19 protein-coding genes are annotated in these 21763 nt (G+C 60.7%); 3 read left to right on the top strand and 16 right to left on the bottom strand.

Annotated elements, in window-relative coordinates:
• Nucleotides 1-3: 3 nt before the first annotated feature.
• Nucleotides 4-333 (bottom strand): arsenite efflux transporter metallochaperone ArsD, encoded by a 330-nt coding sequence (gene arsD / locus C468_RS04505; RefSeq protein WP_008847685.1) that lies wholly within the window; start codon nucleotides 331-333, stop codon nucleotides 4-6.
• Nucleotides 334-751: 418 nt separating this feature from the next.
• Between arsD and C468_RS04510 the strand changes: the two genes are divergently transcribed.
• Nucleotides 752-1147, top strand: coding sequence for an ArsR/SmtB family transcription factor (locus tag C468_RS04510; protein WP_008847686.1), 396 nt, complete (start codon nucleotides 752-754; stop codon nucleotides 1145-1147).
• Nucleotides 1148-1218: 71 nt separating this feature from the next.
• On the opposite strand, the gene C468_RS04515 is transcribed toward C468_RS04510, so the two are convergent.
• Nucleotides 1219-1596, bottom strand: a complete 378-nt coding sequence (locus C468_RS04515) for a YccF domain-containing protein (RefSeq protein ID WP_008847687.1) — start codon at nucleotides 1594-1596, stop codon at nucleotides 1219-1221.
• Nucleotides 1597-1717: 121 nt separating this feature from the next.
• On the opposite strand from C468_RS04515, the gene C468_RS04520 reads away from it, so the two are divergent.
• Nucleotides 1718-1996 (top strand): DUF4112 domain-containing protein, encoded by a 279-nt coding sequence (locus tag C468_RS04520; RefSeq protein WP_008847688.1) that lies wholly within the window; start codon nucleotides 1718-1720, stop codon nucleotides 1994-1996.
• A gap of 293 nt (nucleotides 1997-2289) precedes the next feature.
• On the opposite strand, the gene C468_RS04525 is transcribed toward C468_RS04520, so the two are convergent.
• The 12 genes from C468_RS04525 to C468_RS17455 form a co-directional block, all read right to left on the bottom strand.
• Nucleotides 2290-2994: an ABC transporter ATP-binding protein gene (locus C468_RS04525; protein WP_008847690.1), complete on the bottom strand. Its 705-nt coding sequence runs from the start codon at nucleotides 2992-2994 to the stop codon at nucleotides 2290-2292.
• On the bottom strand, nucleotides 2991-3827 hold the full coding sequence (locus C468_RS04530; RefSeq protein WP_008847691.1) for an ABC transporter ATP-binding protein: 837 nt from the start codon (nucleotides 3825-3827) through the stop codon (nucleotides 2991-2993). Before C468_RS04530 ends, C468_RS04525 begins: the two co-directional genes overlap by 4 nt.
• Complete coding sequence (locus C468_RS04535) at nucleotides 3820-5079, bottom strand: branched-chain amino acid ABC transporter permease (RefSeq protein WP_008847692.1); 1260 nt, start codon at nucleotides 5077-5079, stop codon at nucleotides 3820-3822. Before C468_RS04535 ends, C468_RS04530 begins: the two co-directional genes overlap by 8 nt.
• A complete protein-coding gene (locus C468_RS04540; RefSeq protein WP_049912009.1) occupies nucleotides 5079-6275 on the bottom strand; it encodes a branched-chain amino acid ABC transporter permease in 1197 nt (398 codons plus the stop codon). The genes C468_RS04535 and C468_RS04540 overlap by 1 nt, the downstream gene beginning before the upstream one ends.
• 54 nt (nucleotides 6276-6329) lie before the next feature.
• Nucleotides 6330-7478 (bottom strand): MFS transporter, encoded by a 1149-nt coding sequence (locus tag C468_RS04545; RefSeq protein WP_049912011.1) that lies wholly within the window; start codon nucleotides 7476-7478, stop codon nucleotides 6330-6332.
• Entirely contained in the window at nucleotides 7475-9214 is a 1740-nt protein-coding gene (locus C468_RS04550) for a hydantoinase B/oxoprolinase family protein (RefSeq protein ID WP_049912012.1), read from the bottom strand. The genes C468_RS04545 and C468_RS04550 overlap by 4 nt, the downstream gene beginning before the upstream one ends.
• Entirely contained in the window at nucleotides 9211-11262 is a 2052-nt protein-coding gene (locus tag C468_RS04555; RefSeq protein ID WP_049912014.1) for a hydantoinase/oxoprolinase family protein, read from the bottom strand. The genes C468_RS04550 and C468_RS04555 overlap by 4 nt, the downstream gene beginning before the upstream one ends.
• A 113-nt stretch (nucleotides 11263-11375) precedes the next feature.
• Nucleotides 11376-12737: an ABC transporter substrate-binding protein gene (locus tag C468_RS04560; RefSeq protein WP_169330896.1), complete on the bottom strand. Its 1362-nt coding sequence runs from the start codon at nucleotides 12735-12737 to the stop codon at nucleotides 11376-11378.
• Nucleotides 12738-12880: 143 nt separating this feature from the next.
• Nucleotides 12881-13435 (bottom strand): ribbon-helix-helix protein, CopG family, encoded by a 555-nt coding sequence (locus C468_RS04565; protein WP_008847698.1) that lies wholly within the window; start codon nucleotides 13433-13435, stop codon nucleotides 12881-12883.
• A 746-nt stretch (nucleotides 13436-14181) separates the two neighbouring features.
• Complete coding sequence (locus C468_RS04570) at nucleotides 14182-15546, bottom strand: restriction endonuclease (RefSeq protein WP_008847699.1); 1365 nt, start codon at nucleotides 15544-15546, stop codon at nucleotides 14182-14184.
• 251 nt (nucleotides 15547-15797) lie between these two features.
• Complete coding sequence (locus tag C468_RS04575; RefSeq protein WP_008847700.1) at nucleotides 15798-18074, bottom strand: hypothetical protein; 2277 nt, start codon at nucleotides 18072-18074, stop codon at nucleotides 15798-15800.
• Between the two features lie 744 nt (nucleotides 18075-18818).
• Nucleotides 18819-19133, bottom strand: a complete 315-nt coding sequence (locus C468_RS17455) for a cold shock domain-containing protein (RefSeq protein WP_161609719.1) — start codon at nucleotides 19131-19133, stop codon at nucleotides 18819-18821.
• Nucleotides 19134-19172: 39 nt separating this feature from the next.
• On the opposite strand from C468_RS17455, the gene C468_RS04585 reads away from it, so the two are divergent.
• Entirely contained in the window at nucleotides 19173-19364 is a 192-nt protein-coding gene (locus C468_RS04585) for a hypothetical protein (RefSeq protein WP_008847701.1), read from the top strand.
• A gap of 640 nt (nucleotides 19365-20004) precedes the next feature.
• Here C468_RS04585 and C468_RS04590 read toward each other — a convergent pair.
• Entirely contained in the window at nucleotides 20005-20553 is a 549-nt protein-coding gene (locus tag C468_RS04590; RefSeq protein WP_008847702.1) for a hypothetical protein, read from the bottom strand.
• Complete coding sequence (locus C468_RS18955; RefSeq protein ID WP_241430971.1) at nucleotides 20550-21626, bottom strand: hypothetical protein; 1077 nt, start codon at nucleotides 21624-21626, stop codon at nucleotides 20550-20552. Before C468_RS18955 ends, C468_RS04590 begins: the two co-directional genes overlap by 4 nt.
• Nucleotides 21627-21763 lie beyond the last annotated feature (137 nt).

Raw genomic sequence — 21763 nt, forward strand, 5'->3', positions numbered from 1 at the left:
TCGTTAGGCCTCCTGGGGCGCCGGGCTCTCGTCGATGGCCGCGGTCAGTTCGTCGTACGAGAGGTACTCGCCCTCGGCGACGATCTCGTCGTCGACGACCGTGATCGGGAGGATCGACGGGCCGTCCTCCTGGACGCGGTCGTAGATCCACTGTGTTTCGAGGAACTGGTCGATGTTGTGCTGCATGTTCGCACGGGTGACCTCGAGGTCGTCGAACGCGTCCTCGAGCTGGTCGAGCGCCGCGCTGACCTCGACGAGTTCGTCGTCGGGGTCGGGACCGCAGACGCCGGTGGAGCAACACATCGCTTCTTCGTACAGGGTGAGTTCGGTCATGGTGGAGTCGGATCGTCGTCGATCGCCTGAGCTGTCGTTCACAGGGAGACGCGCTGTCCGCGCGTCCGCTGCGACCGATTCATCTGAACAAATCTTCATACAATGATAAGGGCTTCGGTCGGGTTTCCCGTGTCGGCCGTGCGGTCGAGAGCTCAGTACGGTCCGGCACAGCACACTCGATCTGTTGGTAGCTGTGATCTCTATCCGTCGCACGAGACGCTTTTGAACGCCGTCGAACCGGGACTCTCACCGGGACGAACGCCGTTCGCCGTCACACTCCTCACGGGTCTCGGCGTCGGTTCGACCGTCTCAAACGAGACGGTACGGCTGAACGATCTCTCTATCGTCTGTGTCGATGGCTACCGGAGTTGAGACGGGAGTCCACAACGCTTAATCTCGTATCGGCTCAATCGACTGTATGTCATCGACCGATCGGCTGCGGCGGTACGTCGCCGACGAGTGCGGCTCTTGTACCGACGAGGATCTGTCTGAACGGCTGGCGGAATTGGAGGAGTTGACCGATGCCGCAGGCGGGTCAGCCCTCGAGACCGACATCGAACTGCTGTCGGCGCTCGGGAACGAGACGCGGTACAAGATCGTTCGGATGCTCCACACGGCCGACGACGAGGAGCTGTGCGTGTGCGAGCTCTCGCCGCTGTTGGACGTGAGCGACAGCGCGATCAGCCACGCGCTCTCGAAGCTCACCGACGCCGGTCTCGTCACGCGCCGGAAGGAGGGCAAGTGGCGGATGTACCGCGCTACGCCGCGTGCGAACGCCGTCCTCGTCGCGCTCGACGGCTCGCGATCGCTGTGAGCAGAGTCAGGAGCGCTCCCGAATTCTCGCGTTCGTTTCGAACACCGCCGAGCGAGCGGTAGCCGTCGGCGTCACCCGTGAAACCGGTACAGCGACGTGACGTACGGCAGCCGGTTGAGCATCCAGATCGCGACCGGGAGCCCTATGACGGTGATCGCGAGGAACGACGCCACGTTCGCCCACAGCAGGCTCAGCCACCACCCGACGACGACGAAGTAGATCGCCCGGACGACGAGCGAGCGTTGCCCGCTCGCCGACTCGGGCTCCGAAAGCGACCGCGGCTCCGCGAGCGTGAGCACCGTCGGCACGAGGTTGATCAGCTTGATGCCGATCGGAAGCAGGACGACCGTGACGTTGAGCAGCCACGCGGTGTTGACGACGATCGGCGTCGCCCACCAGCCGACGAACACGAACCACAGCGCACGGACGAGGAGGGATCGTTGTGTCATTGGTTCCGCTAGACGCCCCGGCGGTAAATCCGTATCGTCGATCCCGGCGGTCTCGACTCCCTCGGACGGGGACGACCGCAAACCGGGGCGTCAGCGGCGGCGAGCACGGAGCGGTCCACGGATGCGCTGCGGCGACGGGCTGTTCCGCTGCGGCTGTGCGTGCGCAGCCCGACACGAGGCGGCGCTCCGCCGGAGGGAACACGAGGCGGCGCTCCGCCGGATGAAAATCGTCGCGCACGCGCTGGACGAAAGCGTCCAGATTCCGGGGACGAACGCCAGCGTCGGGATCGATCCGATTCTCGACGTCGTCCCGGTCACCGGCGACCTGGTCAGCGCCTCGACCCCGTGCGTCGGCACGCTCTTCGACGCGTTCTGGAAGGCGAACGTGCGCAACGTCTAGGGCGTGCTCGCGGACCTCGGCGTCTCCGCGTCTCGCCTGTGACGGGGCGCGAGGGGCAGCGGCCGGTCGGCGGACCCCACGTTCTCGTCCACGAGGTTTCGGAAGACGCCTTCCATCACATCCTCGAACTCGAAACCGGAGAGATCATCCAAGACGGGTATCGAGGAACGGACGGTACCCGTCTGTCACCGCCTTCGCGGCAACGCTTTCTCGACAAACGTGTCACCGACTGACACGACCGCCGATCAGTCCACGCCGACGGTGCAGTTGCGCCGAGCGGGTGCCTACGCTGATCACCCGCCGAGGAACCGCTCGCGGACCTCCTGATCGTGTAGCAACTCGTCGCCCAGCCCTTCGTATGCGTTTTCGCCGTTCACGAGGACGTACCCTCGGTCGCACCGTCGTAAGGCCTTCTTGGCGTTCTGTTCGACCATCAGAACCGCTGTTCCCGCAGCATTGATCTCGTCGATCCGGTCGAACATGTCCTCGACGAGGTCTGGCGCTAACCCCGCGGACGGCTCGTCCAGTAACAGGATGTCTGGGTCTACCATCAGCGCCGACCCCATCGCTAGCATCTGCTGTTGGCCGCCGCTCATGGTTCCGGCGCGCTGCCGTTGTCGCTCTTTCAGAATCGGGAACCGGTTGAGAATCTCCTCCAGCCGGTCCTCGGGGACCTCCGGCAGACTGAACGCGCCCATAAGGAGGTTTTCTCGAACCGTCATCGAGGGAAAGAGGTTGTCGCTCTGTGGCACGTAGCTAACCCCTCGCTCGATGACGGCGTTCGTGTCCATGCCCTCGACGGATTCTCCGTTGAGCGTGATCGACCCGTCCATGTACGTCGTCAGCCCGAGGACGGATTTCATCGCCGTGGACTTCCCCGCGCCGTTCGGCCCGACGATCGTCACGTATTCGTCGTCTTCAACGGTCATATCGACGTTCGAGAGGATCTGAAGGTCTCCGTACCCGGCGTCCAACCCCTCGATTTCGAGCACCGTCATACGTCATCACCGCCGAGGTACGCCTCGATCACACGCTCGTCTGACTGGACCGCTTCCGGAGCGCCCGTCGTCAGGACCGCGCCTTGGTGCATGACCACGACGCGCTCGCAGTTGTCCATGATGAGATCGATGTCGTGCTCGATGAGGAGGAACGAGTAGCCATCCTCGACGAGGGCTTCGATCCGACCGAGAATCTTCTGTTCGAGGGTCGGATTCACCCCGGCCAACGGCTCGTCCAACAACACGATATCTGGGTCAGTCAACAGCGCACGGGCGATTTCGAGGAGTTTCCGCTGGCCTCCTGAAAGGCTGCCGGCGGGCTCGTCGAGTAGGTGGTCGATCTCGAAGAACACCGCGATTTCGCGGGCTCGGTCCCGGATCACCTGCTCTTCCTCGACGAACTGGTCTCCCCGGATCCACGCCCCGCGGAGCCGTTCACCGTGTTGGTTCATCGGGGCCAGCAGCAGGTTCTCGAACACGGTCATGTCGGCGAGCTCACGCGGGATTTGGAAGGTCCGAACCATGCCCTGCTGGGCGATGGCCGGCGGCTCCTTACCAGTAATATCCGTCTCGTACAGGTGGACTCGCCCGTCGTCCGGCTTATGGAAGCCGGTGAGGCAGTTGAACAGGGTCGTTTTCCCGGCACCGTTCGGGCCGATCAGTCCGGTGATACCGGGATCGACGGTCAGATCGACGCCGTCGAGCGCTGTGATGCCGCCGAACTGCTTTGTGATCCCTTCTATTCGGAGAATCGGGTCGCCGTCGTCTCCGATTTTCGGGCTGTCAGTTGGCGTTACGCCGGGTGTCGGAGTCGGTGTGTTCTGTTCAGACATCGTCGGTCCCTCCCGAGGAGTCCCGCGACGGTAGCGGGATGTCGTAGTCCTGTTCGCCGAGGAGGCCCTCGGGCCGGTAGTACAGGATGAGTATCAGCACGACGCCGATCAGCATGAGCCGGGACGCTGCGAGCTGAATGGAGTACTGAGACGGGACGTCGATGAACCGCGTTCCGTTGCGGATGCCCCAGAAGAACGCGGTGCCGAGAATGACGCCTTTGTTGTTGGCGGTGCCGCCGACGATGACGGCCGTGAAGGCGTAAAACGTGATCGTCGCGGCGAACTGGTCGGGCGCGATGAACCCGATGTTGATCGCCCACAGCGCCCCGGCGGCCCCCGCGAGCGCCGACCCGAGCATCAGCGCTTGCAACTTGTACTGGAACGTCTCCTTACCGAGCGCTCGCGGGACGTCTTCGTCTTCGCGGATCGCTCGCAAGACCCTGCCGTACGGGCTGTTGATCGTCCGTTCGACTAACCAGTACCCGCCACCGAGCGCCGCGACCGATAGCAGGAGGACGAACCGGTCGTAATCCATTCCGCCCTTGGGGCCGGCCGTCGGGTCGAACAGCCAGAGCGTGTTCCGGGTCAGTTCGACCATGCCGTCGCTCAGCGTCGGAAGGACGAAGTACCAGACGGCGACGAGGGGAACTAAGACGCCGAGGACGAGTTTCCCGCGGCGACCCTGTCGTCGGAACGCCCTCGCGAGCCAGTAGCCGGTGAGCCCGAACGCGGCGAGTGACAGGATACCGAAGACGGCCATGTTCAGCGTGAAGCTGCCCAGGCTGAGCGGGAAGACGTCTCGAAGCGGTGCGTGAACGGTGTTGATACCGAAGGGCCCGTTGAACAGCCATTCCTCGTCGTTCACCACGGTGGTGAGGATCGTGGCGATTCCGAGCGCCGTGATCGCCAGGTAGTCTTCCCGGAGGCGCAGCGTCGGGACCCCCACTGCGAGAGAGACTAACGCGGCGGCGATCATGCCGCCGAGGACGCCGAGTAGCCAGCCGAAGAGACTCCCGATCGGGCCGAGCACACCGAATAGCTCCGGGAGTGCGAATCCGCCGATGCCGCTGTACCCGGCGGCACCGGCGGGCATCGTCAGGACCACGGTCACGTACGCGCCGATCATGAAGTACGCGACGTGGCCGAAGTCGATGAGGCCGGTAAACCCGAATTTGAGGTTCAGCCCGATACCGAACAGGCTGTAAATCGCAATGAACGTCAGGAGCGAGATGATGAAGTCAGCGACCGCCATTAGACATCACCCCAGATGCCTTCGGGTTTGACGAGCAGGACGCCGATCAGGATGACGAACGCGATCGCCACTCTGTACGTCGACGAGCCCGGTATCAGATAGACGCCGACGTCCATGCTCAGCCCGATGATCAGCGCGCCCGCGACGGCCCCGTACGGCGAGGAGATCCCGCCGAGAATCACGGCCGCGAAGATGGGCAGCAACAACGCGAATCCCATGTTCGGCGTGAGGTTCGTTGCGAACCACCCGGTGAGGATCCCGGCGAGCGCGGCGAGCATCGCGGCGACGACCCACACGACGAGCTGAACTCTGTCAGCGTCAACGCCGCGGACCTCCGCGAGAGCCATGTTGTCCGCGGTCGCGCGCATCGCACGCCCCAGTTTGGTGGTTTTCAAGATCACGTTCAGGATGAACATCGCCACGATGACCACCGCGAGTATCGTGATGTGCTTGACGTTCAGACCGATCTGCGTGCCGAGAATGTAATCGGTACCCTGCGGGTCGAGCCGGGCGAACACGCCGAGGAGGAGGACGGTACCGATGCTCCCGGCGGCACCCAGGATTTTCGGCGGGATGAGGGAAACCGTGGTGAAATCTTCCTCTTCGCGGTAGAGCGCGAAGACCGCGTACCCGACCGCGACGGCGGCGAGAATCCCGGCGACGATGAGCCACCACGGGTACCCCCACTCCCCGGTCGTGACGAGCTCACCGGCCTGTCGTTGGGTCGTGATGACGGTGAGACCGGTCTGCGTGACGAGGAAATCGAAGTTCGTGGTGATGACGCGCGGCGTTTGGTACTGGATGTTCTTCGAGCCGACGAGGAACAACACGGCGTTCCGTAACACGAGCGCGAGGCCGAGCGACACGATCACCATGGTGATCAGGTCTGCGTCGTTGTCGCGGAACTTCCGGAAGATAGCGAGTTCGTACACCGCGCCGAGGACCCCGGCCAGTACGACTCCGATGATCGCTGCGAGCACGAACGGCACGGATCCGAAGTCCGGGAGGAACGGTATCTCTCCCGGGTTGTTGAAGACGAGCGCGAGGTACGCGCCGATCGTGATCATGTCACCGTGTGCGAAGTTCGGGACCTCCGCGATGTCGTAAATGAGTGAGAGTCCCAGCGCTCCGCCGGCGATCACTGCACCGGTGATTAGCCCTTGGACCGTCGCGTCCAGGAGACCGGCGCTAACCATGGAGTGCACCTCCGCAAGCGGGACGACTCCGGTATGGCGGCGAGTGTCGTGTCATTAGCGTGTTCGTGTGATGAGGACCGCTGCACCGATTGCGAGTACGTTCAGTCCGACCAGTAGCATAAATGCGCCCTCGTACCCCCCGGTGGCGTCCCGGATGGAGCCGGTGACGACCGGCAACACGAGTGCGACGAGATTGCCGACCGCGATGACCATCGCTAGCGCGCTGCCTTCGGCGGCAGTCGTGTCCGCGGCGACGTTGTATATCGCCCCGAACGGGAGTGACACCGCCAACATGGTGAGGAGCGGCAGTCCGACGCGAAACTGGCCCGAAGGCGCTGCGGCGAGTGTGCCAAACCCGAGTGCGGCCACTGTCGACGCTCCCGCGATGATTTTCGGGTCGGTTATCCGAAAGCCGACGACTGCGCTTCCGCCGGCCGCCCGGCCGAGCGTTGCGACCCCGAGAACGAGCGCGTTCAGCGGACCGAGGATTCCGAGGTCTTCGAAGTACGAGGTGATGAACGCTGAGAGCGTCAGGTACGACCCGATGGCGGCGACGTAGCAGAGCGACGCGAGAACGACGACCGGGTTCGTCAGCACCGATGCGCCGGCTGCGTCGGACGCCGTTTCCGACGGGGCTGTCAGTCGGTCGGCACGATTGAGATACAAGGTCCCGACGGCGGGAATCGCAATGAGCGTGCCGAGCGCGTGGATACCGATCCCGTTCGTCGCCGTCACGAGCCACGGCGTGATCAGGAAGCCGAATGCCCCGCCGAGCGTCAGCATCCCGCCGTACACGCCTTGCTGCCGGCTCGCGGCGTCCCCACTGTAGAGGCGAGCGACGTGTGTCGCACCGACACTGAGAACCAGCCCGGCGGCGATTCCCCACAGGAACCGGAGGCCGAGTACCGTTGGGAACGTCGGAGCGAAGTCCACGGTCACCGCGAGCCCCGCTTGGACGACCGTCGCAGTAATCAGCAGTCGGGTCGTCGTGGTTCGCTCCACGAGTCTGCTCGCTGGCCACTGCACCAAGACGAACGGAAGCAGGGTCGCTGAGAGCATGAGGCCGAACGACGCGTAGCTGATGTCGTACTGATTCAGATAGAAGTCCGGGACGCCGGCGTACCCGAACATCACGTAGCCCATGCTCACAACGGCGAGGTGAGGCGCAAGCCGCAGGCCAAGCGGGGAGTTGGTGTGGCTCATTCATCGGATTGTCCACCGTTGTTCACGGAGTTGGTGTCCGACCCAGTGATCTCGTTGATAACCACGTCACCGTACGCGTCTCGGGCCTGCTCGATCGAGAGTTTCTCCGTGCGAAGGTCCCGTTCGATCGCCGCCTTCGACCGGGCGGCCGGATCGCCGTACCCGCCGGCTCCGGGCGTTCGAATACTCACCGTCGTCCCCGGACGCAGTGAGTGAGTGGATTTCTGCGGCAGGCGCTCAGTCCCACCGTCTGGGTCGATACGGACTGCGCTCCCGGACTCACCGTCGGTGCCGCCCAGCAGTCCGTACGGACGGTGCGTTTGCCGGTCCGCGAGGAGGCTAAATGATGCCGTGTGGTCCCTGACGGTGATGTCACGACGCAGTCCGAGTCCACCGCGGAACTCGCCCGCCCCGCCCGAATCCTCTCGGAGCTCGTACCGGGCAACGCGGAGCGGGTACGCGGTTTCGAGCACCTCCGCCGGCGTGTTCATCGTGTTCGACATGTGGACGTGCACACCGTCCAGTCCGTCTTTCCCGGCGCGTCCACCGAACCCGCCGCCCTGGGTCTCGTAGAACGCGTACGGTTCGTTCGACCGGGGATCCTCCCCGCCGAAGGTGACGTTGTTCATGGTGCCTTGCGACCCCGCGACGACTTTCTCAGGGACGACGTCGGCGAACGCGCCTAACACGACGTCCGTCACGCGTTGCGACGTCTCCAGATTCCCGCCGACGACGGCCGCGGGCGGGTCCGGATTCACGATGCTCTTTTCCGGGGCATCGATCGTGATCGGTCGGTAACACCCGTGGTTCGGTGGTATCTCCGGGTCGGTCACGCATCGAACCGCGTAGTACGTCGCGGACGCGGTCACGGCGAAGACCGCGTTGACTGGACCAGCGGTCTGATCTGCGGAGCCGGTGAAATCGACGAGGATCTCGTCGCCGTCGATCGTCAGCGCGACTTCGATGGGGAGGTCGACGTTCCCAGCGCCGTCGTCATCGAGTACGTCCGCGAACGAGTACGTCCCGTCGGGCAGCGACTCGATCTCCGACCGCATGCGGCGTTCGGAGTAGTTTTTGATCTCTTCCAGCGCGACTCCCAATTTGGCTGCCCCGTACCGGTCCGCGAGTTCGCCGAAGCGACGCCGCCCGGTCTCGTTCGCGGCTTCCTGCGCCCGGAGGTCGCCGCGGCGTTCGTTTGGCGTCCGGACGTTCGAGAGGATCATCTCGAAAACGGCGTCGTTCGGGTCGCCCCCTTCGAAGAGTTTCACCGGCGGGATCCGGAGACCCTCCTGATAGATCTCGGTCGAATCCGCGGAGACGCTCCCGGCGTGTGACCCGCCGACGTCCGCGTGGTGCGCGCGGTTCGCGGTGAACGCGATGAGCTCGCCGTCGTGATACACCGGCGTGACGAGCGTGAGATCCGGGAGATGCGCCCCGCCGTAAAACGGGTCGTTAAGCAGTATCGCATCGCCGGGGTCCAGCGACTCTCGCGGGAACCGATCGATCGCGGCCCGAACCGAGAACGGCATCGAACCGAGGTGGACGGGCATGTTCTCCGCCTGCGCGATCATCTCGGCGTCCGCGTCGAACAGGGCACACGAGCAGTCGCGTCGTTCCTTGATGTTCGGCGAGTACCCCGTTCGAATCAGGTTCGCGTTCATCTCCTCGCAGACCGCCGCGGCCGCGTTCCGGGTCACCTCAAGCGTTACCGAATCGATGGGTGGGGAGTCGCTCATGATTGGACCTCCACGATGAGACTGCCGTACTCGTCGACCTCGACGGACTGCTCCGGACGGACGACAACCGTGCTCTCTGCGCCTTCCACGATCGCCGGCCCGGTGAAACTGCCAGCGGCCGGTAACTGCTCCCGCCGGTACACGCGCGTGTCACGCACCTCGCCGTCGAAGTGAACCGGGCGCTCCTCGGTGATCGCGTCCGCAGTGTCGCCCGTGGTCGTGTCGTGCCGGAGATTCGGCGTCTCGACGAGGCCGCGAGCGCGTGTGCGAAGCGTGACCAACTCAATCGGCTCGTCGTCGTAGGCGTGCCCGTAGCGCTGCCGGTGCGTGGTGTGGAACCGGTCTCGAATCGTGGCTTTGGTCTGTGAATCAAGTTCCCCGTCAGGGACTGGGACGGACAGTTCGAAGGACTGCCCGGCGTAGCGCAGATCGACTGACCGCTCGAACCGCATCTGTGACTCCGCCAGGTTCTCGTTCTCCAGCTGCTCGCGGCCTTGAGCGACGAACTCGTCGAAGGTCGCTTGGAGGGAGCTCGGATCGACACTCTCCCAGTTCCGAACGCGGGAGGTACTGTAGTCGTACAGGATGTCGCTGATCAGTAACCCGAGCGCAGAAAGCACACCGGCGGTCCGCGGGATGAGTACCCGCGGGATATCGAGTTCAGCCGCGAGCGTCGTCGCGTGGAGCGGCCCGGCCCCGCCGAACGCGACGAGCCCGAACTCCCGCGGGTCGTACCCGCGTTCGACCGACACCACGCGTAACGCCCGCTCCATGCTCGCATTGGCGACGTCGAGCACGCCCTGCGCGGCACCCTCGACGGACTTCCCGAGCGGGCCGGCGAGCTCCCGTTCGAAGATCTCCTCGACGCGATCCACATCGACTGACAGCGCATCGGACAGGAACGCGTCCGGGTTCAAACGCCCTAAGAGGAGCTGCGCGTCCGTGATTGTCGGGCTGGTCCCGCCGCGACCGTAACAGATCGGCCCCGGTTCAGCGCCCGCGGACCGCGGTCCGACGCGGAGCGCGTCACCGTCGTCGATCCACGCGATCGAGCCGCCGCCGGCACCGACCGTGTGGATATCGATCATCGGTACGTTGACCGGGTACTCGCCGACCTCCACGTCGGTGGCGACCATCGGATCGCCGCCCTCGACGAGCGAGACGTCACACGACGTGCCGCCCATATCCATCGTGATGAGATTCTCGATCCCGGCGAGCCCGGCCACGTAACTCGCCCCCTGGACGCCCGCTGCCGGGCCCGAAAGCAGCGTGTTGACCGGGCGCGTCCGTGCGATATCGGCGGTGATGATACCCCCGTTCGACTGCATGATCTCAAGATCCGGGCGGATACCGAGATCGGCGATCTCGGTTTCGAGACTTCCGAGATACCGGTCCATCACCGGCTTCAGCGCCGCGTTAAGCGCTGTCGTCAGCGTCCGCTCGTACTCGCGGATCTCGGGCAGTACCTCGCTCGACAACGAGAACGACGCGTCAACGCCCTCTGCCTGCAGTATCTCTTTGATACGACGCTCATGCACGTCGTTCTCGTACGAGAAGAGGAGGCTGATCGCAACGCTCGAAATATCCGCGTCAACGAGTCGCGCTGCGACGTCACGAGCGGCCGCTTCATCGAGCGGTGTCGAAACGTCGCCCCGTTCGTCTAGCCGTTCCGGGATCTCATACCGGTGGTTTCGCGGAACGACGGTCGCCGGTTTCTCCGTTTGGAAATCGTAGATGTCGGGGCGCGCCTGCCGGCCGATTTCGAGCACGTCACGGAACCCGCCGGTCGTGACCAACGCGGTGTCCGCCCACTCTTCCTCAAGTACTGCGTTCGTCGCGACCGTCGTCCCGTGTGCGAAGAAATCGACGGCATCGAACTGAACCCCGGTTTTCTCGCGCGTTTTTTCGAGGCCATCCGTTACTCCGTCTTCCGGCGCTGCAGGCGTCGACGACGTCTTCGTAACGTCAAGCGTTCCGTCCGAGATCGTGACAAGATCGGTGAACGTGCCCCCGATATCCACACCGACACGGATATCGCTGTCAGTCATTGGCTCCCCCGCCGCGGAGCGGTCGATGCACCCGTTGAGTGTAGCTGCTAGTCATGGATGGGTTGGTGATAGAGCGCGGGCATCCCGTAGTGCGGCTACAGGATGCGAAACCGTTAGATCAGGTCACCGGCCGGGATCGTTTCCTGATCGACGAACTCGCCGTCTTCGACTTGCACGATGACCATGTCACTGGCGACGTCGCCGTTCTCGTCGTAATTCACCTCGCCGCTCGGCCCCGAGTAATCGATCGCCGTCCCGTCATCGATCAGGTCGAACCCGTCACCGACCGCCGCGTAACTCACGCCCTCGCCCTCGGGATTCGAGACCGGCCGCATGCTTTCTTTGACCGTGTTGGGATCGGTCGTGCCAGCGTGATGGACCGCGAGCGCGTAGGAGACGAGCGCGTCGTACGAGTTCCACGAGTACGGCGAGAACAGGTCGGCGTCCGGGTACGCGTCGGCGTAATCCTCCTCGAAAGTACTCGTTGCGTCGCCGGTCGGCGGGAGCGTCCGCACGCCGTACATCCCGTTGAGGATATCCGCGCCGACGTTGGTGAGGAAGTCCTGTGAGAGGAGACTCGTGTGCAGCACCCAGTTCCCACCGTACCCTTCTTCGTTCCACTGATTCAGAATGGTGGTCCCGCTTTCCGGATACCCTGCGTACGCGATGAACTCCGGGTCGTCAGCGTACAGCTCGGACAACGCCTGCTGGTACGAGGACTGTCCGGACTCGTACCCGACCGTGGCCGTCGTCGTCCCGCTAAACGTTTCCTCGAACGTGTCCGCGAGCGCCGCCCCGAAATCGTTGTTAATGTAGAGAACTGCCGCGGAGTCCACTCCCTCGTCTTCGATGACCTGCGCCATGACCTGTGCGATAAACCGGTCGTTCGTCCGCGTCCGGAACACGAGGTCGTTGTCGTCTAGCGTGCTGATCGTCGGTGACGACGACGCGGACGTGATGTGTAGAATCTCGTTCGGGATACTCACTGACTGGGCGATACTGATCGTCACGCCGCTCGAAACCGCCCCGATCAGTCCTGAGACATTCTGCGTGTTCACGAGGGAGTTCGCCGAGTTGACCCCCGCAGTCGAATTGGTTTCCGAATCCTCATCGAACAGTTCGATCTCTCTGCCGAGCGGCCCACCGGCGGCGTTGATATCCTCTTGTGCCATTTCCAGGCCATTCAACATCGGTTGCCCGAAGTCACTCAGATCACCGCTGAACGGGATCACGACACCGACACCGATCGGGTCGCCGCCGTTTGACCCGTCGTCATCGCCGTCGTCGCCGTCACCGCCATCATCACCGTCATCGCCGTCGTCGGACCCGTCACCGCCGTCTCCACCGTCACCACCGTCGCCTTGGAGGTCCTCCTGACTACTGCACCCTGCCAAGGCTGCGACGCCGGCAGCTCCACTCAGCCGAACGAACCGGCGCCGTTTGAGCCGCACCGCAAACGTGCTATCATCTGACATGGCTACGAGACACATATGTATCTCTGTATAAATATATAGTTGTTAGAAACTCACACGTAATGCGCCGCGCGATGTTGCCGTATGAATCAGTATGAATTCTGCATACTACTGGAGTATCGCCGATTACCGACCAGGGATTGCTCTCAGTTGTCCGGTCTCGTCTCAGTGATTAGCACCTTCGTTAACCCCTCCTCAATGACGATGTCGAAGGGGAGATTCGCCGCGCTCCGTTCGATGAAGCGAGTCATAAACCATCGGATCTGATCTGACGGGAACACGACGTGATACCGATTATCGTCGCTACGGCGGACACTCAAAAACCCGCACAGCGAGAGCCACTCCAGCAACTCATCGAGCGTCTCAAACTCACCGTCGTACTCGTGTGCGTGATACTCAGAGACTTGGTCCGCTTTCGCTAAGAAGTCGGGATCCGGCTCGTCGTCGCTATCGGACACGTAATCGAGGAAGCAGTGGAGGAAGTCGACGTCAAGAAGAACGTGTTCACCGCCCGAGAGCATTTTATGATAATCGCCGAGTTTCGTCCCCGCGTCAGTCGCTGCGGCCTGGTAATTAGCCGCGTAGAACGTCAACGCACGCCGCAGTAGCTCGCTTTGCCCGTGTCCCGTTCGTTCAGTGAGATCATCAAGTGCCTCCTTCGCATCCTTATCGAGTGAAACGGTCACACGGTCAATCGCCATATGCTACTGCCATCACTCAGCACGTGAATAGTCAACGGTTGCCATAACTAACTGACGAGGCTGAATAAATCAGTAGGCACCCTTAGACTCTGGTCACCACCCCCGCCGTACTTCGCTCAGTCTACCGACTTCGCTCGGTGAGGGAGGGAGCTGTCCGTGTGCTCAGGCCCGAACCCGTCCGGGTGGGCGGTGAATCCGTCACTCGGCGTCGCTGCTTGGCCCTCTCGGCGATACCCTCGGTCGTTGCCTCACTTTTACTAATCGCCAGACAGCGGTAGGTTCGATACACCTTTGGAGTCGTATTGCCCGTGAACATCGGTTTACCTCTGGTTAGTTCACGGCAAAAATCGGGAGAAGGCGTCGGATTAGGATGCTCCGGCTGGGATTCGAACCCAGGTCATTGCCGTGAGAGGGCTACCGTTGCCTGTGCGGCATTGATCCGCCCTCGTTCAGATCCGACGTCTGAAACTCCGTTTTTTCGCCGTGTGAGCGACCATATGGTCTGCAGGTTAAAAAGGGACCCAGGTAATTGCCCTAGAGTAATATTCGACTCGGCGGGTCGATTTCTGACCGGGGGGTGGGCGACCCGCGTGACTGCCCGTCGAGACAGCGACGGGCAACGATCCGGGTTCGGCGATTCCGCCGTTCGTTTATATATACGACGGGTTGTATTCGGTGCGCACCCCTGTTCCAATAACGAATCTGCGGTTGCGCTTATAAACGGAACTACACGCGGACTAACCGGGTTATATTCCACCGAGACTGACCAGCACTCCGAGTAAGATGAGCACGGCTACGACGACCGTGCCGACGGCGAGTAGCGTGTTCTCCATCGCTTTCTCGTAGAACGGCATCGACTCGTACTCTTCGCGGAACGCGTCCCGGTTCTCCGCGTCGTAGAAGTACTTGGTCTTGAACGCGAACCGCTCGGTCACCGCGCACCCGGTACAGACGGGAGTGCCCTCCAACCGCTCGGTCTTGATATGCGAGTCGCAGTTGATACTCCCGCAGTTCGCACAGTACGTGTAGTCGTTATTGGGTCCGGCTGTATCACAGTGAACACACTGATGAATCCCGTCTTCGCTCGTCACGCGTGACGGTCCCGCCGCGAAGTACTCGTACGGATACGCGTACTCCCGCAGTTCAGTCGTGTGTCGTACCTGCGGGAGATACACCGGTTCGATCGACTGTACTGAGACGTCGGAGCTCTTCGGTTCGCACGTTTTCGTGTACGTGACGTTGTTGTCTCCCGTGTAGGAGACCGTCGTCGTGTGGCGTTCTCTGAGCCGGTCGACAGCCCAGTCTTTGTACTCGGTCTGCGTCTGCCCGAATCGTCGCTCTTCGATGGTATCGTACAGCTTCTTGAACTGCTCCGTGTCGAGATCGACGGTCGCGTGGAGGTTCTCTACCACCAGATCCGAGACGTCTTCTCCCGCGTTTTTCGGGTGGCCGCGTTCGGTGTGGGCAACTAACTGAGACCGGTCGTTGACCCGGTGAATCACGCCGACCGACGTTTCGAAGACCGCGTTTGTGTCCGCTGTCACAGCAACGACCGGCCGGAACGTAATTTGAGAATGTGGATCGGGGAGATCCGCTGACTCGATGTTGTCGATGTCGTGGAACGCTTCCTTGACGGGTGCCGTCACCGACGTCGCCGGATCGTACGGCCGGAGCGTCTCGTCGCACAGGATTTCTATCCGACCGTTGTACAGGTCCAACCCGATCTCGTCAGCGATCTCACGCAGGTCCTCGCCGTCGATGAGCTCGATCGGGTACGGGTCGTCGTTCCGCCGCAGCCGCTGGGCGTAGTCGATGGCCGGGCCGGTGAATCGACCGGTCGTTGCCACCATCCCGCGTTTCGGCCCATCGAACTCGAAGGTTGCAATCGCTGAGTGCAGTTTCTGCACGACTGGCCGCCCGACTGTTCCCGTGTGCTTACACTCGATGACAATCCCTCTCCGGGTTCCGTCAACGACCTCTTCCATCAGGATATCGCGCCCCTCGTCGGCCGTCCGTTCCGCCTGCCGGACGTTCTCGTACCCGAGGTTCCGGAAGACGTCCTCCATCACGTCCTCGAACTCGAATCCGGAGAGATCATCGAGGACAGACATCGAGTGTACTCCAATGTGTCAGTTCCGCTGTAAAGGGTCTATTGAAACCCTCTCCAAGTAACACGCCCTCACAAAATGGAGCTCCCAGTTTCGGAAACGACGATTTCCGAAATCGTGATTTCTGAAATACCGTTCCGATTTTAGACCCAATATGAGGCCCCATGGTTGGTGTACAGAGAAGTGTGAGAGTATCGTACCGAGTTCGAGGTATTCTGATGGATACTACCCGAAACGCTCCGACGCCGCAATCGCTATGACCTGCCGAGAAGCCGAGAGAGGAACCCGCTTGACTCGTCAGCGTTGCTGTCGTCGGTTTCGTTTTCTACTGAGTGTTCTGGCCGTGTCTCGGTCTCCGCGGGATTCCCGAGAAGATCTTCGACGGAGTACCCGATCCATTCTGCGAACTCGTTCGGTGCGCCGATGTACACGCTCGTTGAGGACTTCTCCGACATGAACCGCTTAGGGAGTCGCTTCTCGTAGTCGTACACCTCGTACTCCTCGCGGTCGAAATCAGCCGTGATCGCGTCGGGCTCCGACTCGAACGTGACGCGGCCGCCCTGAATGTCGCGCTGCCATTTGAGCCGCCCCGTGTCGTACGTTTTCTCAGCAGGTTCGTCGGCAGGGAAGTACTCCGGTTGCTCTCTTCCGGCCTCTTTGTAGAACTCCCGAACGATACGGCGAACGTCTTCGATCGTGCCGTTTCCGTCGGTCCACGGTTTGTCGGTGAGCATGCGTCGCGCGACGTAACTGAAGATCGGATTCTGCCGTTCGAGCACGTCTGCGAGGTCTTCTTGCGCCTCGCGGAATCCCGGATCCTCTGGGTTTGACGGGAACGACACGTCCATGCTGAGAATCTTCATTCTGTTCCGGAACTCAGATTTCGGGAGCGCATCGTTCGTCGTGAAAATCAGGCACGGCTGATCGACGCTCGTCGGCGTCCAATCGCCCCAGTAGTTCCGGATCGGGCTCCACCGCTGTATCTTCTCTTTCTCCGCGTCAATGATAGCGTAGGGGAAGCTCGTGTTCCACTCACGAATCCCGCGGATCTCTTTGACGCCGACGTCGTCGGCGTCCACCCCGGAAATCACGGTGTTGTCGGACACCAGTCGGAGGATGTACTCGGTGAGTTTGTCCTTCCCAGCGTCGCTCTTCCCTTCGATGTACAGGTGCTGCAGGACGTTATCGAGTGTGCGTGACGGCGATGATAACGCTTCGGCGTACTGGTTTGCGAACGGGGCCCAGAACCCGTAGAGGAACGCCTCGTACATCTGTGCCATCACCGCCGTCTCGGACTGCGTGTGGCCGTGATTTTCCACGGTCTCGATGTAGTCCTCGATCGTTTCGAGGCAGTGATCCAACACCGCAGGAGTCGGTTCCTCGGTAGCGACGAGAATCATCTCATCTTGCTCACCGATCACGACTTGCTCCGCGTCCGGCAACACCGTCATTGTCGGAATCGCCGTCGATTCCTTCACCTGCGTGTTGTATGCGCTGAGCGGCGCGGTGATGCTGTGATCCTCAATTGTCGCGCCGCGATCGCGGAGACTCGCCCCGAACTCGTCCGCCGTGTCTTTATCGACCTTGCTCGTCCCTATCCGTATCCGCTCGTCGGGCGTCCTGACACGAGGGCGATCGAGCGTGTCCGTCAGCCCGGTTTCGTGCTCTGATTCGACGAGCCCCACGTCTGGTTCCGTCTCCTCGTCGTCGGGTTCGTCGGAGTCCTCGCTTTCGGTCTCTTCTGGTTCGACGACGGTTCGATCAGCAGTGTCGGGGTCTTCGACGAACGCGACTGTTTCCTCGGCCTCGTCAGGATCATCGACGACGGCCGTGACGTGGTCTGCGACCGCTTTCAGATCCTCGACCGCGTCCTGATTGAGTGCCGCAGTGTCACTCACGTCGAGGTCGCCGGCTCCGACCCAGTACTCGATCCGATTTTCACGCTCTTCGGGAGAGTCCGCATCTTCGAGCGCTTCGACCAGTCCCTCGAGCAGCGTCTGGCTACTGTACCCCTCTCGGTATTGATCGATGAACCGTTCGAACGACTCGTCCAACTCCGTGCCGAGTTCGGTTGTCATCACCGAGATCTGGTTCGTATGGTACTCCCACGAATTCCGCGACAGATTCGCCGATCCTTGAACGAGTTTCACCGTGTCGTCCGGCATGACGATCCGGTAGATCTTCGAGTGTACTGTCTTCCGATTCTTCAGACGCACAACGAGCCGGTCGTCCTGCCGGAGCTGTACCAATGACCGAGCCGTCGCCACCTCGTTCACCTGACCGGCGTAATCGTCGGCGTTCCCGATGAGCACGTCGAGCGACCCGATACCGTACTCGGTCAGCATCTGCACCATCAGTTCAGGCGTCTCCGCGTACGTCACTGCGTCCACGTGGTCTGCGCCTTCGAACAACTCTAAGAAGTCATCACGGCTTTTCACCATCGCTAACCGGTACTTCGCCGCACCTGACCCGTAGAATTCTGGCATATCTGCGAACCGATCAAACGAGATGTTCGCCGTCAGTTCGTCCATAAACATGCCATCCGTCTGCGACGAATAAACCCGTGCCGTGGAGTGGTAGTAGAGTATCTTCGGTCCCCCAAAGACATCTCGACACCATCAGGAAGGTCTGTAGAGAGTAGTCAAGCGACCCGAGAGAACGTAGCTAGCCATCAAAAAATCGCATATCGTTATCGACCTGAACCAAGGTCTCATTTTGGTAGAGTTCTGATGGGGACGATGCTCAAAACTGGTACTGATCGCGTTCGAAATGAATCACTCCTCCAACGATTGTCTCCAAGGGGGAGGGGGGTGTCCCGAGTGTAAACGGTTGTAAGCAGGCGACTCAAGCTATCTCTAGCGGATTCGTTTTGATAGGTCTGAATATACACTCTATCGGGTCTGTTGAAACCCTTAGGAAGTGATACATTCTGACCGGAGTGTGGTCAGTACAGACGAAGTGGAAATCACCCGTATCTGACGGTTTTAATGCTGTTGTTGAAAATGAAGCAACATGACCCCGAAGAAGGCTATTACAGTATACATTACGCTCCCTTGTCTCCTATACGGCGTATTCTTTATGTTAGCAGTCACACGGTATTCCGGCATGATTGAAAGAGAGACGCTGTATGCCGCACACACAGTGTTTGGTGGTTACATTACCCTCATTGTCTACACAAAACGAGACCAACTGACCACGGTATAAGCACCCTTCAGCGACTGGGTGTTTCATCTCAATTTATGTCTGAAAATAGTATTTCAACAGAGCTTCTGAAATCAATTCCCTCCCCAGCGCGTACGTGTACTGGCGAATGGGTCGGTTACTGACTCTGCTCGTTTTTTGTGCTCGATATCGACCGCTTCGTACCCACGATCGGTCTCACGGATATCATACTGTAGTAGGTCGTCCTCAGTGGGGAATCGACCTGCAACGTCGCTCACGTGGAAAAACACATCATCAGTCACCTCACTTGTCGAAATGAACCCATACCCATCCTCCGGATTAGAGTGGTCAACAACACCGACATCGTCCCGAGCCACGAATTCGTCGTTCAGCTGCTGTCCACCAGTTGGTGCTGAGGAGTCGTCCATGTCAGCGGTTTTGTTCGAGTGCCCCGTGTGACTCGCTCTGTGGCTGAGGAGATCCATCGGCGCATCGAACTCATCGCCACAGTCAGCGCAGCGATGCACTGTTTTCTCCTCTGGCTCCGGATCATGAGTGCGTTCGACATGGCGGTCTACTGCGTGCTGAGAGTGATATGTGCGGTCACAGTGGTCGCACCCGAAGCGAGCACCATCGGGCCGCTCAGTACACGACGTTAGATGAGACATCAACTCACGCTCCCTAGCAAATGGCTCCGCACAAAACTCACACTCGTAGTTTTTCTCAAGATTGTTTTGCCCGCCTTCGTCTTCGTGTATGTCCCTCGTAGTCGGGTTCGAACTATCGACGTTCGAGTCGACACTCTCGCCCGTCTCGCTCGTTTGGGCCCTCTCGGACTCAGACCCTTCTGGCGTGTTCAAACCCGAAGCGGAGAGTACCGTTCCGATCGCCTGTTTGCGCTCCTCCGAAAGTGATTCTCGAACCTTGCTAAGCAACCAGAGAGTTCGCTTAACCGTCTCAACGGGTGCCTCAGCAGACGGTGGGTCTGTAATCGTCGCCGCTGTTTCTCGATGCTCTGATGGATCGGTATCGACAGGGGTTAGCTCACGAGTCAGAATCCCGACTATCACCAACGCTTCCGGGACCGTCGAATCTGGGAGTGTCTCTAGAACCTTTTTGAATCGGTTCCCTACCTGGTAATCAGTACGGTCCGGATTTCGGATTCGATCTCCACCGTCATATTGGAGGGACATCGACTGTTATGCTAACTGACCAGTTCACATATAATATGTTTGTGACTGATTGCCCCAATTGAGCTTGTTTCGTCCGAGGTCATGATCAACGGTAACCCGCCCGGCTTCAGTCCCCGCTGTACCGTCCACCAAATGTAGCGAAGTGGTCAACGAGTTCCGCCTGCGCCGCCTCGAGCTCGTCGACAGATCCGACATGCTTGTAGAAAACCGTGTTCGAGTCGAACGGATTACCGGCAGTTGAAAGCGACCAGTCTTCCTCTCGCGTGCTGTCAACAACCGCTTGGTCATCAGCTTCGTCAGCACCTTTGATTTTGTAGCCGAACGCTCGTAATGCACCGTCGACATCGGTCCGATCGTAGTCCGTCGGGGACATCCAATACAGGTGTACATTCAGTCGCTGCCTGCGATCCGCCGGTGCCTTCGGCCCCTCCATCTCGTGATTAATGCGATGGATCGTGAGCGCCGACCCGGTGCTTCGATTGGTCTTCACGCTAATATCCGTCTCCGGGTCGAAAAGTTCCGGCTGTTCGTCGACCAACGCTTGGTCGAACACGCGGAGGCGTGCCTCGATCTCGTCTTCAAACTGCGAAATCAGTTGGAGTGCCTTCAGGTAGCGATCCGAACGCAACCCCTCGGTCAGAAACTCGTCGGTCATAGGCCGAGTCTCGACCGGAGATATGTTAACTGTTCGTCGAGTGCGTCTGAGACAACGATCGGTCGCACCGTCTCAACGACACCTGATGGATCGACCATTCGGTCGATCACCGGCTGCGATTGGAAGCCCGAGATGTGCTGTTCAACCGTCGCACAGAAGAGATACGCGTTGGCTGCCCAGTGATCGTCGACAACATCACCTCGCTGTAGTACCGCTCGAACCGCTGTAGCGACGTCCTGCCAGTACAGGACGGTAATTGGTCCCGATTCGTCCCACACGATCTCACGCGTCCCGTCCGCGTGCTCATCGATACTTGGCGACACAACTGCGTTGAGACGACCACGCTGCCGCTTTGGTAACAGGAGGATGTGATCCCACCGCACGTCATCGTAGTGCCGTTCGATGAGCCGCGCCGTCTCCGGCGTTTTTCGATAGTTCTCATCGCCGAGTTTCACTTCGATTGAGACCCCGTAGTCGGGATGCCGAACCAGAATATCTGCCCGGCGTCGCCCACCGTCTTCTTTCGGGAGTCGAGCCTCACGGAGTACTTTGTTCGGTGGTTCGTCACTTGGAACACCAAACAATTCTCTGACGAGCGCCGCAGATGGTTCAAGTAACTGCGCGAGCCACTGCGACCAGTCTAGTTCACCGCTCGGTCGTACTGGCCCCCTAAGCGTTCGCGTCCCCGTTATGTCCGCAGCCAACGGGTCCGTCTCGAAGGGAGCCGCGGATGTTGCCCACGACTCGTTGGATTGTTCAAGTAGATCAGCGATCTCAATTGCATTCTGGTGGCCCGCTTTACTGAAGGTATCCCACCACGTATCGAGTTCGGTCCACCACTCGGTCAATTGGTCTTGGTTCGTAACTTGTAGGGGTGGACTACAGAACAGCGTGGACTTTGAGTTCAATCCGGCTTGGGCCACTGAATCAATCGCTTCCCACTCCTGTCCCGGTTCCCGGAGTACTCTCTCCCGATCAGACCGCTGCGTCCCCGCACCGCTTCCGGAGCCGAGGTACGCCTCAAACCACGGATCAAGACGTGCCCAGTCACTCGGCTCAACGTCGCTACTCACAAGCCGACAGACTCAACGAAATTATAAAACTGCTTGCCAGGCTCACCGGGTCGCGTTAAGTTAGAGGATGAGGCGGACGAGTTCTGAGTGTCTATGGCAGAATTCGACCGCCTCAACGATGGTATCGCGTGGATTGA

It is taken from the genome of Halorubrum kocurii JCM 14978, from assembly GCF_000337355.1.
GTDB classification, from domain to species: domain Archaea; phylum Halobacteriota; class Halobacteria; order Halobacteriales; family Haloferacaceae; genus Halorubrum; species Halorubrum kocurii.

Excerpts from the sequence above, each read along its gene's own strand:
- C468_RS04530 (WP_008847691.1), bottom strand. The coding sequence starts at position 3,827 with ATGTCTGAACAGAACACACCGACTCCGACACCCGGCGTAACGCCAACT.
- C468_RS04535 (WP_008847692.1), bottom strand. The coding sequence starts at position 5,079 with ATGGCGGTCGCTGACTTCATCATCTCGCTCCTGACGTTCATTGCGATT.
- arsD (WP_008847685.1), bottom strand. The coding sequence starts at position 333 with ATGACCGAACTCACCCTGTACGAAGAAGCGATGTGTTGCTCCACCGGC.
- C468_RS04560 (WP_169330896.1), bottom strand. The coding sequence starts at position 12,737 with ATGTCAGATGATAGCACGTTTGCGGTGCGGCTCAAACGGCGCCGGTTC.
- C468_RS04590 (WP_008847702.1), bottom strand. The coding sequence starts at position 20,553 with ATGACCGACGAGTTTCTGACCGAGGGGTTGCGTTCGGATCGCTACCTG.
- C468_RS04545 (WP_049912011.1), bottom strand. The coding sequence starts at position 7,478 with ATGAGCCACACCAACTCCCCGCTTGGCCTGCGGCTTGCGCCTCACCTC.
- C468_RS04510 (WP_008847686.1), top strand. The coding sequence starts at position 752 with ATGTCATCGACCGATCGGCTGCGGCGGTACGTCGCCGACGAGTGCGGC.
- C468_RS17455 (WP_161609719.1), bottom strand. The coding sequence starts at position 19,133 with ATGGACGACTCCTCAGCACCAACTGGTGGACAGCAGCTGAACGACGAA.
- C468_RS04555 (WP_049912014.1), bottom strand. The coding sequence starts at position 11,262 with ATGACTGACAGCGATATCCGTGTCGGTGTGGATATCGGGGGCACGTTC.
- C468_RS04540 (WP_049912009.1), bottom strand. The coding sequence starts at position 6,275 with ATGGTTAGCGCCGGTCTCCTGGACGCGACGGTCCAAGGGCTAATCACC.
- C468_RS04525 (WP_008847690.1), bottom strand. The coding sequence starts at position 2,994 with ATGACGGTGCTCGAAATCGAGGGGTTGGACGCCGGGTACGGAGACCTT.
- C468_RS04565 (WP_008847698.1), bottom strand. The coding sequence starts at position 13,435 with ATGGCGATTGACCGTGTGACCGTTTCACTCGATAAGGATGCGAAGGAG.
- C468_RS04570 (WP_008847699.1), bottom strand. The coding sequence starts at position 15,546 with ATGTCTGTCCTCGATGATCTCTCCGGATTCGAGTTCGAGGACGTGATG.
- C468_RS04520 (WP_008847688.1), top strand. The coding sequence starts at position 1,718 with ATGCGCTGCGGCGACGGGCTGTTCCGCTGCGGCTGTGCGTGCGCAGCC.
- C468_RS04575 (WP_008847700.1), bottom strand. The coding sequence starts at position 18,074 with ATGGACGAACTGACGGCGAACATCTCGTTTGATCGGTTCGCAGATATG.
- C468_RS04515 (WP_008847687.1), bottom strand. The coding sequence starts at position 1,596 with ATGACACAACGATCCCTCCTCGTCCGTGCGCTGTGGTTCGTGTTCGTC.
- C468_RS04550 (WP_049912012.1), bottom strand. The coding sequence starts at position 9,214 with ATGAGCGACTCCCCACCCATCGATTCGGTAACGCTTGAGGTGACCCGG.